Here is a 15,574-nt window from a genome sequence, read left to right on the forward strand (position 1 = left end):
AGCATCACTTAATAAGTGGTGCTTTTTTATTTATATAAATGAATGATGATAAATTGTATTTCTATTCTAATACGAGAGGAACACTATTCTTTTGACGTGTTTCTTTATGTGATTTGATAAGTTGTATAAAAGGTTGAGCAAAGCGTTCTAGTTTGATGGCACCTATGCCATTTATCTCAAGCATTTCAGCTTTAGTAGTTGGTTGGTATTGGGCCATTTCTTGTAAGGTTGCATCATTAAATACAATGTATGATGGAATATTTTCTTTATCGGCAATTTGTTTGCGTAAGAAGCGTAGACGAGCAAACAGATCTTTATCGTAATGATTATGGGCATTTTTTTGTGGTGCGATAGCTGCTTGTAATGAAGAGATACGAGGCATAGCAAGTTGAAGAGGTCGTTCACCACGTAAGAAAGGTTTTGCATTTTCTGTTAATTGCAATGTCGTATTGAAATGATCAAGAACTTGTTTTACTAAGCCTAAATGAATCAGCTGGCGAATCACTGATTGCCAATGCTCTGCACTTTTTTCTTTACCAATACCGTAAACGCTTAATGTTTCATGACCATTATCTTTGATTTTTTGATTATTTAGGCCGCGTAAAATGGCGATGATGTAATGCATACCAAATCGTTGCCCTACGCGATAGATAGTAGACATGACTTTTTGTGCATCAATTAAAGCATCATATTGTTTTGGTGGATCTAAACAAATATCACAATTTTGACAAGGTATTTGATGGTGTTCACCAAAATAATTGAGTAAGACTAAACGGCGACAAGTTTGACTTTCCGCAAATTCACCAATAGCTTGTAATTTCATCGCCTCAATTTGACGCTGTGGCGTATCGGGCTTTTCTAATAAAATTTTATGCAACCAAGCATAATCCGCTGGTTCATAAAATAGTACCGCTTCAGCAGGTAAATCATCACGCCCAGCACGCCCAGTTTCTTGATAGTAAGCTTCAATGCTACGAGGTAAATCAAAATGTGCAACAAAACGTACATTCGATTTATTGATACCCATACCAAATGCAATTGTTGCAACAACGACTTGTACATTATCACGTTGAAAAGCTCGTTGGACTTGTTCACGCTGACTTGCTTCCAATCCCGCATGATAGGCTTGAGCAGATATACCTTTGTTCCTAAGACTTTCTGCAATTCTTTCCACTTTGTTACGGCTATTAGAATAGATAATACCGCTTTTCCCTTTTTGTGCTAACACAAAACGGCATAATTGTTCCATTGGTTTGTATTTTTCGACCAAGGTATAACGAATATTAGGACGATCAAAACTACCAATGTATATGTAGGGATCATGCAAGTTGAGGTGTAAGAGGATGTCTTTACGTGTGGCATGATCAGCGGTTGCAGTTAATGCCATAATTGGTGCGTTAGGAAAACAGCTTTTTAAACCACCTAATTGGCTATATTCAGGGCGAAAATCATGGCCCCATTGTGAAATGCAATGTGCTTCATCAATTGCAACAAAACTCACCTGACAATGGGATATTAAATGAAAAAAGCTGTTAGTCATTACTTTTTCAGGCGAGACATATAAGAGTTTTAAGCGACCTGACATGATCTTATTGTGCACAGCTTGTTGTTCAGAGAATGTTTGGCTCGAATTGAGATAATCTGCCTCAATACCATTAGCAAGTAGTTGATCGACTTGGTCTTTCATTAATGAAATGAGTGGTGAAATGACTAATGTTAAGCCCTCAAAACATAAAGCGGGAATTTGATAGCATAATGATTTGCCATTACCTGTTGCCATAATGACGAAGCTATCTTTACCTTGTAATGTCGCATTGATGACTTCTTCTTGTCCAAGTCGGAAATGTTGATAACCAAAAACAGAATGTAAGACATCAAGTGCGGTCCGTTTTAACGCAATTTGATTAAAATCGACCGCACTTTTTGTTATATGTTGTTGCACTTCATTAGAACACATTATTTAATGAAATACCTATACCAATACGTTGAATATTTTTTTGATAATCGACTAAAGATTCACCATAGCCTGTATAATACTGAGTATAGAAACGAATATTTTTAGTGATTGGATAGCTATAGCTTGCCTCTAAACCACCTTTGTTAGACGTTGGATTATAATGTCCTGATAGTTTTATTTGATGATTTTGGTAATAATATCCTACAGCCAAGTCAGCATAGCCTCGATATCGACTGATATCAGGATTACCATCTGTTTTGGCTTTTTCAGGAAGCCGCCACCAAGGTTTAATTTCTATTGTCCAGTTGCCTTTTGTAGCTGACATACGCGCATAAATACGATTCCAACTGCGTGATAATTTTTCGCGATCGTTACGACCATTTGATTGGTGATTAATACCCGTTTCGATATCTTGCATTTCCCAACCTAAGGGGAGGAGATGATGCGTTTTCCACGCTAGAAAAAGTTGTGGCTCGTAATTACTTTCTCTAAATGGAGATGAGTCATCGACATTACTTAGTTGAAACCACGATTTTTGTGTATAAGAAGCTGCTAATACAGAGTTTTTTCCCAAAATACCACGCCAAAGTGGCAATGCTAAACTAATTTTAAACTTAATTTCATCTTTACGTGTCTTATCTTTTTTTTGAAAGTTACCGTTCGAATAAGTTGCCATTAAATAGTTTTCTTCATAGCCCAACAGACCCACAAAATCATCTGATTTTGTTAGTAGCACTTGTGTTTTGCTTTGATAAGGACGAAACTTTTCTGTACCTTGTGCTAAGGTCGTTGTACTGAAAATGACACTGAATACACCAGTGAAAAGGAGCCATTTTTGTTTGATTTTCATGCTTTATCCTTAGCGAAAATGCACAGATTCTCCATGCGCCGCACAAGCCTGTTCTAAACAATCCCAAAATTTTTTGCCATCACTACTCACCCATTCATTGTTTTTAAAACTAAAATGGAATCCACCAACGCGACTGGCGAGCCATAATTCTAATAATGGTTCTTGTTTATTGATAACAATTTGACTGCGATCTTCAAAGGTGATGCTAAAAACAGAACCTTGTGTATCACAATCTACATCGCAATCTTGTGTTTCTAATTGTTCTTCAATTGTCGCCCAAACTTGCTCAATATTTTGATGAAATTCCGTAATGTTCATAAATTCCTCTTATTCATCGTGCTAAAAATAAAGATTATAAAGATTTTCGTATTATTGTGATAGCACAAAGGGAGATTTAATGGTAAAAAGTGTTGTCAATGTCAACAATAAAGGATAATAAAATGAAAAAATGGGTTTCCGCTTTCGTCTTAACTGCGCTTTGTGTCTTAACTGTAAGTTGTGGTGTAAAAGGACCTCTTTATTTTCCAGAAAAAACACAACAAGACACAGTAAAATAGCAGGTAAGCAATGGATTATTTTCAATATCAGGCACAGCAATTAATGGCAGAAAACATATCTGTCCAAGAAATTGCTAATCAATTTGGTACACCACTTTATATTTATTCGCGTGCAACCTTAGAACGTCATTGGCATGCTTTTGATAAAGCGTTAGGTGATCATCCACATTTAATTTGTTTCGCTGTCAAATCTAATCCCAATATTGCACTTTTAAATGTGATGGCTCGTCTAGGATCGGGGTTTGATATTGTATCACAAGGTGAATTGGAGCGAGTATTAGCAGCAGGTGGTGATGCCAGTAAAGTGGTCTTTTCTGGTGTAGCTAAGACGCATACTGAAATTGCTCGCGCTTTAGAAGTTGGAATTCGTTGTTTTAATGTGGAGTCTCTTGCCGAATTACGACGTATCAACCAAGTTGCTGCTGAAATGGGTAAAATTGCCCCCATTTCATTACGCGTAAATCCTGATGTCGATGCACGCACACATCCCTATATTTCAACAGGTTTAAAAGAAAATAAATTTGGGGTGAGTGTTGAGCAAGCTCGTGAAGTTTATCGTTTAGCAAGTCAGTTACCACATATTCAAATTACAGGTATGGATTGCCACATTGGTTCTCAGCTAACTGAATTACAGCCTTTTCTTGATGCGGCTGATCGTTTAATTGTGTTAATGGAACAGTTAAAACAAGATGGTATTTCTCTTAAACATTTGGACTTAGGTGGTGGTTTAGGCGTGACTTATACAGATGAGATGCCACCACATCCAACAGAATATGCCTCAGCATTATTAGAGAAATTACAAGCCTATAAAGATCTTGAGATCATTTTAGAGCCCGGGCGTGCTATTACTGCAAATGCTGGAATTTTAGTCACAAAAGTGGAGTACATAAAAAGTAATGAAAGCCGTCATTTTGCAATTGTTGATGCAGGTATGAATGATATGATTCGTCCAGCTTTATATCAGGCATATATGAATATCATTGAAGTTGACCGCACTTTAGTACGAGAAAAACAGATATATGATGTCGTTGGACCAATTTGTGAAACCTCAGATTTTTTAGGCAAAGAACGGGAGTTAGCGATCGCTGAAGGTGACTACCTCGCACAACGTTCAGCAGGTGCTTATGGGGCAAGTATGTCATCAAATTATAATTCACGTTCGCGTACAGCAGAAGTCATGGTAGATGGTGATAGAGTTCACCTCATTCGTCGTCGTGAAAGATTAGATGAATTATGGGCGCTGGAACAACTCTTGCCTTAAGTCAACAAAGATAAAAAAGAGCGGTTAACATTTTTTAGATGTTAACCGCTCTTTGATCTTTTTTATATGTTACATCATTGCTGAAACATATTTTAACATCACTCCAGCAGCGATTGCTGAACCAATAACGCCTGCAACGTTCGGTCCCATAGCATGCATGAGTAAGAAGTTTTGGTGATCTTCTTCTAAGCCAATTTTATTCGCAACGCGTGCTGCCATTGGTACAGCCGATACACCAGCAGCACCAATTAATGGGTTAATTGGGTATTTGCAGATTTTGTTCATCAATTTTGCCATCAAGATACCACTTGCTGTCCCAATAGCAAAAGCAACAACACCTAGCAGTAATATGCCTAATGTTTGTGGTTGGAGGAATTTATCCGCAACTAATTTTGAACCCACAGATAAGCCGAGGAAAATTGTCACAATATTGATTAACGCATTTTGTGCGGTATCATTTAGACGTTCTACTACCCCGCTAGTACGTAATAAGTTACCAAAGCAGAACATACCAAGTAATGGTGCTGCATCAGGTAACAATAATGCAACGAGAGTGACTAACACAATTGGGAATAAAATTTTCTCACGATTACTTACATCACGTAGTTGTACCATGCGAATTTTACGTTCGGCTTTAGTTGTCAGTGCCTTCATTATTGGTGGTTGAATAAGAGGTACTAATGCCATATAAGAATAAGCAGCAACCGCAATAGCACCTAATAATTCAGGTGCGAGTTTACTTGAAAGGTAAATAGCGGTTGGACCGTCAGCTCCACCAATGATCCCAATTGCTGCAGCCTGTGGTAAGGTAAAGCTGATGAGCCCTGTCCAGTTTAATAATAATGCACCGATGATGGTTGCAAAAATACCAAACTGAGCTGCTGCACCAAGTAATAATGTACGTGGATTAGCAAGTAATGGACCAAAATCAGTCATAGCACCAACACCCATAAAGATAATGAGAGGGGCAACGCCATAGCCGATAGCAACTTTATAGAATAAAGCTAATACACCTGCAGTATATCCCATGTCACCTGCCATCACTTCTAATTCATTTTGGACAGAAGGTAGTGCATTAGTTATTGCTAACTTAATTGCTTCAGGATCCGCTATTGTATTGAGTTTTGCTGCTACAATTGCTAGCTGTTCAGTATTGCCTGAATGCAATAAATTATCTAAAGCACTCATCGCTAGCCCTGCTTCAGGGATATTTGACAACAGTCCACCGAAGCCAATTGGTAACAGCAATAAAGGCTCAAATTTTCGTGCAATGGCGAGCCAGAGTAGCACTAAGCTGATCAGCATCATTAATGCTTGACCTAACTCAAGATGCATAATTCCCATGCCCCGCAATAATGAAAGAATACTTTCCATAACAACCTCGTTAGCTTAATGTCATTAGCGTGTCACCAACAGCAACTGTATCACCGGCTTTTACGCTAATGCTTTGTACTGTACCAGCTTGGCTTGCACGAATTTCTGTTTCCATTTTCATTGCTTCTAAAATCAATAACACTTCTCCTTCCGCAACTTGTTGACCTTCTTTTGCGACCACTTTCCAGATATTACCCGCCATTGGTGCATTGACAGGTGTGCCACTAGTAGCCGCTGGAGTAGGCTGATGTACAACCTGTGGTGTTGGTTGCGCTGGTGTGGTTGGTGTAATATCGCTTACCTCACCACCATCAGTCACTTTCACTACGAATGATTTACCTTCTAATTCCACAGTATATACAGCAGGACCAGTACTCGCAGCGGCTTTTGTTGTTGGTGCCGTTGGTTTTTCTACTGGTTTCGCTGTTTCTAATGTTGGTGCTGGCTCGAAGGCATCTGGATTACCACGATTTTCAAGGAATTTCCAACCAATTTGAGGGAAGAGAGCCACAATAAGGACATCATCGATTTCATTTTCAGCAAGCTTGATACCTTTTTCTTTTGCTTGTTGTTTAATTTCATCGGCTAATTTGTCCATTTCTGGTGCAATATGATCCGCAGGACGATCAGTGATTGCTTGTGCGCCATCGAGTACTTTCGCTTGTAATTCAGCATTAACTGGTGCAGGTGTACGACCGTATTCGCCTTTTAAAATACCCGCAGTTTCTTTAGCTATTGTTTTGTAGCGTTCGCCCATTAATACGTTGATCACCGCTTGTGTACCGACAATTTGCGAAGTTGGGGTAACTAGTGGAATAAAGCCTAAATCTTCACGTACGCGAGGAATTTCTTTTAAGACCTCATCAAGCTTATCAGAGGCATTTTGCTGTTTTAATTGACTTTCTAAGTTAGTTAACATCCCACCTGGCACTTGTGCTACTAGAATACGGCTATCTGAGCCTTTAAGCTGCCCCTCGAATTTGGCATATTTTTTACGGACTTCACGGAAATAAGCCGCAATATGTTCAAGTTTATTAATATCTAATCCTGTATCATATTGTGTGCCTTGTAATGTAGCTACCAATGCTTCGGTTGATGGGTGACCGTAAGTACCACTCATCGAAGAAATTGATGTGTCAATACCATCAATACCTGCCTCTACTGCTTTGAGTAACGCCATTTCTGCCATACCTGTGGTTGCATGGCAATGTAAATGAAGCTGAACATCATAGCGTTGTTTGATTTCGCTCACTAATTTATAGGCTTCTACTGGTGTTAAGATACCAGACATATCTTTAATGACAACAGAATCTACCCCGATTTCTAATAGTTGTTCAGTAATATTTAACCAAGTTTCTAAATTATGTACTGGACTTGTGGTATAACTTAATGTGCCTTGTGCATGTCCTCCATTACGTTTTACTGCTTGTAATGCTTGTTTCATATTACGTGGGTCATTCATGGCATCAAATACGCGGAAGACTGACATACCATTTTTTACAGAGCGCTCTACAAAGCGATCAACCACATCGTCGGCATAATGGCGATAGCCTAATAAATTTTGACCACGCAATAGCATTTGTAATGGTGTATTTGGCATTGCTTGTTTTAGCTCACGCAAACGCACCCAAGGATCTTCGCCTAAAAAACGAATACAGGCATCAAAAGTTGCTCCACCCCATGCCTCAAGTGACCAGTAACCAATTTGATCAAGCTCATGTGCGATTGGCAACATGTCATCAAGGCGCATACGCGTTGCGAAAAGAGATTGATGAGCATCGCGTAATACGACATCAGTAATAGCAATTTTTTTGTTTTGAGTAGTCATTTTTTATTTCCTTTTAAGTTATTTGAGTCCTTGTTGGCGACGGTGATGTATGACCGCTGCGATGATAGCAGGACGTAAATGTGCTAAATCGTGAGTATCTGATTGTGTTGTTGTTTTTGTTGTGGGAGTTGAAACAGGTTCTGGAAAGAAACGATTGACCAACTTAGACATGAGTTCAATAGCGTAAATCAGGATAAATAAAAATAGCATTACAAATCCTACACCAGCAAACATCAGATTTAAGCCTTCTTGCAGAAGTTCTGCATTTGTCATTTTAAGACTCCTTTTTTTTAAATAATAATGTGGAATATTACTTCTTTTTGCGTAGAAAAAGTTTGATATGGGTCACAAAAAAGAAGAGCGGTTAATTTAATCCAAGTTTTATTGGTCTAGGTCAAAATTTACACATGATTGATGTCACAAATTATTCCTTATGCTATTTAAGAATATTATTTCTGGTTGGTTATATTCTTTTGAAATAAAAAGAGTTTTGCTTTTATATTGTATTTTACTCTGAGGAAATATTTTTATTTTATAGTCTATTATTTTTGTGATTAGACTCACAACTCTTATATTTTAGTGATGACAAATTAATCATTAGTGGTTAATTTACAACCGAGATTCATTCTCAACCATAAGCTGTTATCTTTTACTAAACAAAAGGATAATTTTATGATGTCAATTTTATCACCTAATCAAGTTTGGATTATTGTCGATCCAAAATTATCATTCTTTTTTCCCATAATGTTCTAATCCTCAATTTTTCATTTATTTACTCAATTTAAGATAAAGAATAAATGCCTATTTATTCTTAGATATTGTTTATCTCAATTTTAAGGATTTTATTATGGAAAACTTCAAACATTTACCAGAACCATTTCGTATTCGTGTTATTGAGCCTGTAAAAAGAACAACACGTGCATATCGTGATGAAGCAATTTTAAAAGCAGGTATGAACCCATTTTTATTAGATAGTGAAGATGTGTTTATTGATTTATTAACGGATAGTGGTACTGGTGCTGTCACACAAGAAATGCAGGCAGCCATGTTACGTGGAGACGAGGCTTATAGTGGTAGTCGCAGTTACTATGCTCTTGCTAATGCAGTGAAAGAGATTTTTGGCTATGAATATACGATTCCTACTCACCAAGGGCGTGGTGCGGAACAAATTTATATTCCTGTATTAATTAAAAAACGTGAGCAAGAAAAAGGCTTAGATCGCAGTAAAATGGTGGTTTTCTCCAATTATTTCTTTGATACTACACAAGGTCATAGTCAAATCAATGGCGCTACAGTTCGTAACGTTTATACTAAAGATGCGTTTGATACCAGTGTCAATGCGGATTTTAAAGGGGATTTCGATTTAGAAAAACTTGAACAAGGTATTAAAGAAGTTGGTCCAGAAAATGTACCTTATATTGTTTGTACGATTACTTGTAACTCAGCAGGTGGTCAACCTGTATCACTTGCAAATATGCGTGCGATGTATGAAATTGCACAGAAATACGATATTCCTGTAATTATGGACTCTGCACGTTTTGCAGAAAATGCATATTTTATTCAACAACGTGAAGCAGGTTATAAAGAGTGGACAATTGAACAAATTACTTATGAAAGTTATAAGTATGCTGATGCATTAGCAATGTCTGCGAAGAAAGATGCGATGGTACCTATGGGGGGGCTATTGTGTTTCAAAGATAAACGAATGGAAGATGTGTATAACGAATGTCGTACGCTTTGTGTAGTACAAGAAGGCTTCCCAACTTATGGTGGTTTAGAGGGCGGTGCTATGGAGCGCTTAGCAGTAGGTCTACGTGATGGTATGCGTCAAGATTGGTTAGCTTATCGTATTAATCAAATAGAATACTTAGTGAATGGTTTAGAAGAAATAGGTGTTGTTTGTCAACAGCCAGGTGGACACGCGGCATTCGTCGATGCAGGTAAATTATTACCGCATATTCCAGCTGATCAATTCCCTGCTCAGGCATTAGCATGTGAACTCTATAAAGTAGCAGGTATTCGTGCGGTAGAAATTGGCTCATTCTTATTAGGGCGTGATCCAAAAACGGGTAAACAACTTCCTTGCCCAGCTGAGTTATTGCGTTTAACTGTACCGCGTGCAACCTATACGCAGACACATATGGACTTTATTATTGAGGCATTTAAGCAGGTAAAAGAAAATGCAGAAAATATTAAAGGGCTAACCTTTACTTATGAGCCAAAAGTGTTGCGTCACTTTACGGCACGCTTAAAAGAAGTATAAAAAACTTAATGCAGTTTCTGAAAACAGAAACTGCATTTTTCATTTTATTTCATAAAAAAGGAAAAGCATTATGAAAAAGACGCCTTCAATTTTCGGTGGTGCCTGTATTATTGCCAGTGTGTGTGTCGGCGCAGGAATGCTAGGCTTACCAAGTTCTGGTGCAGGTGCATGGACAATTTGGTCCATTCTTACTATCTGCTTTACGATGTTAACAATGACAGTTTCAGGTTGGTTATTGTTAGAAGCTTATAAACATTATGATCTTCGTGCTTCATTTAATACTGTAACTAAAGCGATGCTTGGTAATTCAGTAAATCTGATTAATAACTTAGCTGTTTATTTTGTGGGTGGTATTTTGCTTTATGCTTATACGACTGCTTCAGGTGGTATTTTAAGTGGATTAGCAGCGCCATTTTTTGAGCTCGATGCACGTATTTGGTCTGTCATTTTTGTTTTAGTTTTTTCGTTCTTTGTCTGGCACTCAACACGTATTGTTGACCGTGTATCTGTGATACTAATCGTGTTTATGTCATTGTCATTTGTGTTTAGTGTATTTGGTCTGACTGTAAATATTGATTTAGCGACTTTATTTGATACAAAAGGGGCTGATTCAAATTATGCAATGTATGCGATGGGACTGTTACCTGTGGCATTAACTTCATTTGGTTATCACCATTCTGTTGCAACAATGCGTGCTTATTATAGTGATGAGTATAAAGCAAAATACGCTATTTTAGGGGGGACTGCGATTGCGTTAGCGCTTTATTTATTATGGATTATCTCAATTTTTGGGAATTTACCACGTGATCAATTTGGTCCTGTACTTGAAAGTGGTGGTAATTTAGATGTCTTACTTGGTGCGCTCAGTAATGTGATTGAATCAGCATCAGTAAAACAAGCAATTAATGCATTTTCTATCGCTGCTATTTTATCTTCATTCATTGGAGTTGGCTTAGGAGTATTTGATTTCTTAGCAGACTTCTTTAAGTTTGATAATAGCAAACAAGGTCGTTTTAAATCTTGGGCAGTCACTTTTTTACCACCATTAATTTTATCAGTTTCTTTCCCACTTGGTTTCTTAAAAGCGATTGGTTATGCAGGTGCAGTTGCAACAATTTGGACTTGTATCATCCCAGCATTACTCGCCAGAAAATCACGTACGATGCCAAATGGCGATATAGGATTTAAAGTTGCTGGTGGTAATTTCACAATTGTTGTTGTAATCCTATTTGGTATTGCTACAGCATTATTCCATTTCCTTGCGATGTTTAATATGCTACCAGTATTTAAAGGCTAACTGATATTTTCAATTATAATAAGGGGCTATGCCCCTTTTTTGCGGATACATAAAAGTGCGGTCGATTTTGTTAATATTTTGTTGGAATAAAATGGGCAGATTATATCTGCCCAACTAAAGCCTTAGGAAAGGTATATTGTATAATGAAGTACAACAATGAATTAACTTAAATCAACATCTTTTGTGGCAAAGAAATAAGTTGTAATAAAGCCTGTAGCGTAAGCAACTACTGTACCGAATAAGTAAGTCAGAATAGCAGGGAAAACACCAATCGGCGATGTCATTAATGGTGTTGCTAATAGGCCAGATGGACCGAATACGGTATTTAATCCCATTGGATAGCCTAAATAAGCGATTAAGCCAATTGTGAATCCGCCAGCTGCCCCTCCGATACACGCTGTGATAAAAGGTTTTACCCGTGGTAATGTCACACCATAAATTAATGGCTCACCTATACCTAAGAAACCAGGAATAATTGCTCCTCTAATTTGAGTACGTAATACGGCATCTTTATTCGCTTTGAAGTACAGTGCTAGCGCAGCTCCGACTTGGCCTGCTCCCGCCATTGCTAATATCGGGAAAAGTGCATTAAAGCCTTGTGTCTCGACTAACGCAAAGTACACAGGAACGAAACCTTGATGGATACCAAGCATGACGGATATTAAGAATAATCCTGCTAATATTGCAGAACCGAATGGATTACCATTGAGGTTTGAGAATAGCCAAGACATGCCATTAAATAAATAAACGCCAATAGGCATGATAAATAAGAATGTGAAGCAGCCCATGATCAGGAGTGTGACAGTTGAAGTGAGAGCCATGTCTAAACTATCTGGAATAAATTTTCTAACAAACCGCTCAACTTTAGCGCCCACAATTGCTGCAATTAATACTCCAATAATATTACCACGGGGATCAATGGTTAAACCAAAGAAATTACTAAGACCTGAGTAAATGCCTTTGGTGGCTTCTGGGTTATAACCAAGAATAAAGAGTGAGGCGAGAATTGCGCCATTTACCCCTGAACCACCGAAGGCTTTTGCTGCGTTATAACCAATTAAAATGCTCAAGAAACTAAACAAGCCTTTACTGAACACTTTCATATAGGCAATTAAATCAACTAAAAAGCCGTTTGGGTTTTCTACACCAGTAACAAAAGCTTGTTGTAAAACAGTTGCGAGACCAAGTAATAAACCAGCCCCGATAAAACCAGGAATCAGAGGGGTAAAGATAGTGGCAAACTTAGCAAAGAATTGGTGAATATTGCTTGTTTGCGTTGATTTAATTTGTTGTTTTTGTTCTCGAGCGATGTCTTTGAGTGATGGTGAGGAGATTTCGCTATCTACCATACTTTTCAATAGTTCTGCGGCTTTAGCCGCTTTACCTGGACCAAGAATGATTTGTAATTGCTCATCGGCTTCAACTACGCCTAACACTCCGTCGATTTTTTTAAGCTCATCTATCTTAACTGCAGATGATTGCTGTAGTGTCACCCGTAAACGGGTCATGCAGTTAGTGACAGTTTGAATGTTGCTCTTTCCACCTAATAACTGCATCAGCCTGTGGATCATCGCATTATCTATGATTGCCATAATCTTCTCCTTTTTTAACTTGCCTTATTTGACTGAAGTTAATGCTTGGTGAATAAAACCATTGGATTCAGCCAAACAATTTTTGGCTTCTTCCGCTGACATATTGAGCAACAACATTACAATAGCCACTTTACATTGACCTCCAGACTGTTCTAATGCTTGCTCTGCTTGATTGTAATCACATTGTGTTACCTGCATTACAATATTTTTTTGTCGCTCAACTAATTTAGCATTCGTTGCTACGACATCAACCATTAAGTTACCAAATACTTTACCTGTTTTAATCATGGCACCTGTAGTAAGCATATTGAGGATAAATTTTTGTGCGCTACCCGCTTTCATCCGTGATGATCCTGTAATGACTTCTGCGCCTACTATTGGTGTAATAGCAATTTGAGCAAGATTGGCAAGAGAGGAATCTGGGTTACAGCTAATTCCAACGGTCACACAACCTAGTTGGTTTGCATATTCAATGCCAGCCAGCACATAAGGCGTACGCCCACTTGCTGCAATACCAACTAGTACATCTTGCTTACTTAATTGAATATCTTTTAAATCTTGTACACCTGCGCTCCGATCATCTTCAGCATTTTCTACTGCTTTTAAAATTGCTGATTGACCACCTGCAATTAAACCGATGACTTGTTCATGTGGTGTACCAAATGTAGGCGGGCACTCACTAGCATCTAATATTCCTAGACGCCCTGATGTTCCCGCGCCTAAATAAATTAATCTCCCCCCTTTCATAAAAGTTTCAGCAATAGCATCAACTGCTTTAGCAATTTCAGGTAAGACTTTCTCGACTGCTAAGGAAACTTTTTGATCTTCCTGATTAATTACTGCTAACATATCTAAAGTTGAAAGTTGATCGATATTTGTACTGAATGGGTTTCGACTTTCTGTTACGAGCTCGTTAATTGTATTTTGCATAAAAAATTCCTTAAATAGCTTTATCTTGGATTATTTTATTCCAAATGAGATGATCTTAGGGAATTATTTATTCATTCTGTGAGCTTGCTCACTTTTTATCCGTTATTTTGAGGAGCTATGGGATTTTTAATTAAATTGAAGCATGCCTATCATTCACTTTCGCCTAATGAACAACGTATTGCGGATTTTATTTTGAAGAATCCAAATATTGTAAAATCCTCTTCATCAAAGGTACTTGCGGCGCAAGTTGAGGTGAGTCAATCTGCGATCATTAAATTTAGCCAGAAATTGGGAGCGGATAAGTTTAGTGATTTTAAGTTGGCGATTAGTGAAGAATTAATTCGACAGGAAGCACAACAAGAAAAGCGTATTCATTTACATGACACGATTACTGATCAAGATGATTTAACCGAAATTGCCGAGAAACTTTTTCTAGAAAAACAGCAAGCTTTAAAAGAAAGCTTGAGTTTAAATCCTACTAAACAGATTGCCGCTGTTATCCAATGTTTATTATCGGCTAAGCGGATTCAATTAATGGGAATTGGCAATTCTGCCTTGGTTGCTAAGGATTTATTCTATAAGCTGACTAAAATTGGGCTTCCCGCTGTGACTGAAACGGATACGCACGCACAACTTGCAATGAGCCAAAGCTTGACATCACAAGATGCTTTATTTTTGATTTCATTTTCAGGTCGTCATCGAGAAATTTTATTGGCAGCAGAAAATGCACGAGCCCATCAAGTCAAAATCATTGCATTGACAGCATTACAAACAAATCCCCTACACCAGCTGGCTGATTATGTTCTTTATTCAGTGGCTGATGAGTCTAAATTCCGTAGTTCTTCTATTGCCTCTCGTACAGCACAACATGCTATTACCGACTTGCTATTTATGGGCATTGTGCAACAGAAAAACGATGCGAATGTATTGATTTTAGAAAGTCGAGAGTTGATTGGGCAGTTGAATAAGTTTCGTTAGAGAGAAGTGCGGTAGAAATTTTCACAATTTTGACCGCACTTATTTTGAGTCGCTATACTACTTGTGTAAAGAAGTCACGAATACCGACTAACATATTGTTAATTGCGACAGCAGCGAGAATTAATCCCATTACCCGACTAATCACTGCCGCACCAGTGTTACCTATTAAGCGCTGGATTTTATTTGCCATCAGTAACAAGATGTAGGTAATAAACAAAATGCTTAACATAATAATTGTTGTGATGACTTGATCAAAAAAACTAAAACGGTGGTTATCTGTTAATAATACAATGGCCATCATTGCCCCAGGAGAGGCTATAGAAGGTACTGCAAGAGGATAAACTGCCAATTCACTTAAACTAGATGACATACGCATCTCATGTTCTGGTTTTCCCTCACCAAAAATCATTGTTAACGCAAATAAAAGGAGTACCAAGCCACCTGCAATTTGGAAAGCTGTAAGTGGAATTTGCATGGCTTCTAATAAACCCTGACCTAAAATTAAGAAGAACATTAAAATACCACTTGCAATAACAACTGCTTTTAAGGCAATTTTTCGTCTATCTTCAATTGACAGACCGACGGTCTTGGTTAAGTAAACGGGTACTGAACCAATAGGATCTATAACTGCCCACAATACGACAAACTGCACGATGAGTGAATCAAACATTGGCAACTCCGATAAAA

Annotated in this window: 15 protein-coding genes; 6 read left to right on the forward strand and 9 right to left on the reverse strand. The window is 37.9% G+C overall.

From position 1 onward, the window contains the following. Positions 1–61 precede the first annotated feature (61 nt). From recQ to cyaY, 3 genes are read right to left on the reverse strand one after another with little or no spacing between them, the layout of a single operon-like run. On the reverse strand, positions 62–1,957 hold the full coding sequence (gene recQ, locus K7G93_RS08790; RefSeq protein ID WP_228400362.1) for a DNA helicase RecQ: 1,896 nt from the start codon (positions 1,955–1,957) through the stop codon (positions 62–64). Beyond that, positions 1,947–2,807 (reverse strand): phospholipase A, encoded by an 861-nt coding sequence (pldA, locus tag K7G93_RS08795; protein WP_373316109.1) that lies wholly within the window; start codon positions 2,805–2,807, stop codon positions 1,947–1,949. The genes recQ and pldA overlap by 11 nt, the downstream gene beginning before the upstream one ends. A 9-nt stretch (positions 2,808–2,816) precedes the next feature. After that, complete coding sequence (cyaY, locus tag K7G93_RS08800; protein ID WP_049215787.1) at positions 2,817–3,125, reverse strand: iron donor protein CyaY; 309 nt, start codon at positions 3,123–3,125, stop codon at positions 2,817–2,819. Positions 3,126–3,247: 122 nt separating this feature from the next. On the opposite strand from cyaY, the gene lptM reads away from it, so the two are divergent. Together lptM and lysA are read left to right on the forward strand one after the other, a co-directional pair. Next, entirely contained in the window at positions 3,248–3,364 is a 117-nt protein-coding gene (gene lptM / locus K7G93_RS08805; protein ID WP_115323358.1) for an LPS translocon maturation chaperone LptM, read from the forward strand. Positions 3,365–3,374: 10 nt separating this feature from the next. Then, positions 3,375–4,625: a diaminopimelate decarboxylase gene (gene lysA, locus K7G93_RS08810; protein ID WP_049215785.1), complete on the forward strand. Its 1,251-nt coding sequence runs from the start codon at positions 3,375–3,377 to the stop codon at positions 4,623–4,625. Between the two features lie 69 nt (positions 4,626–4,694). On the opposite strand, the gene K7G93_RS08815 is transcribed toward lysA, so the two are convergent. From K7G93_RS08815 to K7G93_RS08825, 3 genes are read right to left on the reverse strand one after another with little or no spacing between them, the layout of a single operon-like run. After that, complete coding sequence (locus tag K7G93_RS08815) at positions 4,695–5,999, reverse strand: sodium ion-translocating decarboxylase subunit beta (RefSeq protein WP_049215784.1); 1,305 nt, start codon at positions 5,997–5,999, stop codon at positions 4,695–4,697. 10 nt (positions 6,000–6,009) lie between these two features. Beyond that, positions 6,010–7,827 carry a sodium-extruding oxaloacetate decarboxylase subunit alpha gene (oadA, locus tag K7G93_RS08820; protein ID WP_226690915.1) on the reverse strand — a complete coding sequence of 606 codons (1,818 nt, stop codon included), beginning with the start codon at positions 7,825–7,827 and terminating at the stop codon, positions 6,010–6,012. A gap of 18 nt (positions 7,828–7,845) precedes the next feature. Then, positions 7,846–8,100, reverse strand: coding sequence for an oxaloacetate decarboxylase subunit gamma (locus tag K7G93_RS08825; RefSeq protein ID WP_115323360.1), 255 nt, complete (start codon positions 8,098–8,100; stop codon positions 7,846–7,848). Between the two features lie 402 nt (positions 8,101–8,502). Here K7G93_RS08825 and tnaC point away from each other — a divergent pair, with 402 nt between their 5' ends. The 3 genes from tnaC to K7G93_RS08835 all read left to right on the forward strand — a co-directional run bounded on the left by tnaC (position 8,503) and on the right by K7G93_RS08835 (position 11,387). Then, on the forward strand, positions 8,503–8,580 hold the full coding sequence (gene tnaC / locus K7G93_RS10495; RefSeq protein WP_223668404.1) for a tryptophanase leader peptide: 78 nt from the start codon (positions 8,503–8,505) through the stop codon (positions 8,578–8,580). Between the two features lie 94 nt (positions 8,581–8,674). Continuing rightward, positions 8,675–10,090, forward strand: a complete 1,416-nt coding sequence (gene tnaA / locus K7G93_RS08830) for a tryptophanase (protein ID WP_049215778.1) — start codon at positions 8,675–8,677, stop codon at positions 10,088–10,090. 70 nt (positions 10,091–10,160) lie between these two features. Beyond that, entirely contained in the window at positions 10,161–11,387 is a 1,227-nt protein-coding gene (locus K7G93_RS08835) for an aromatic amino acid transporter (protein WP_049215776.1), read from the forward strand. 161 nt (positions 11,388–11,548) lie between these two features. Here K7G93_RS08835 and murP read toward each other — a convergent pair whose 3' ends face one another. Together murP and murQ are read right to left on the reverse strand one after the other, a co-directional pair. Next, positions 11,549–12,979 (reverse strand): PTS N-acetylmuramic acid transporter subunit IIBC, encoded by a 1,431-nt coding sequence (gene murP / locus K7G93_RS08840; RefSeq protein WP_049215775.1) that lies wholly within the window; start codon positions 12,977–12,979, stop codon positions 11,549–11,551. A gap of 24 nt (positions 12,980–13,003) precedes the next feature. Then, positions 13,004–13,909: an N-acetylmuramic acid 6-phosphate etherase gene (murQ, locus tag K7G93_RS08845; protein ID WP_223667728.1), complete on the reverse strand. Its 906-nt coding sequence runs from the start codon at positions 13,907–13,909 to the stop codon at positions 13,004–13,006. A 117-nt stretch (positions 13,910–14,026) separates the two neighbouring features. Between murQ and K7G93_RS08850 the strand changes: the two genes are divergently transcribed. Then, positions 14,027–14,887 carry a MurR/RpiR family transcriptional regulator gene (locus K7G93_RS08850; protein WP_160531608.1) on the forward strand — a complete coding sequence of 287 codons (861 nt, stop codon included), beginning with the start codon at positions 14,027–14,029 and terminating at the stop codon, positions 14,885–14,887. 52 nt (positions 14,888–14,939) lie between these two features. Here K7G93_RS08850 and K7G93_RS08855 read toward each other — a convergent pair whose 3' ends face one another. Beyond that, positions 14,940–15,557, reverse strand: a complete 618-nt coding sequence (locus K7G93_RS08855; protein WP_049215769.1) for a MarC family protein — start codon at positions 15,555–15,557, stop codon at positions 14,940–14,942. Between the last annotated feature and the right edge of the window lie 17 nt (positions 15,558–15,574).

The sequence above is a fragment of the Pasteurella canis genome, assembly GCF_020810675.1.
GTDB classification, from domain to species: domain Bacteria; phylum Pseudomonadota; class Gammaproteobacteria; order Enterobacterales; family Pasteurellaceae; genus Pasteurella; species Pasteurella canis.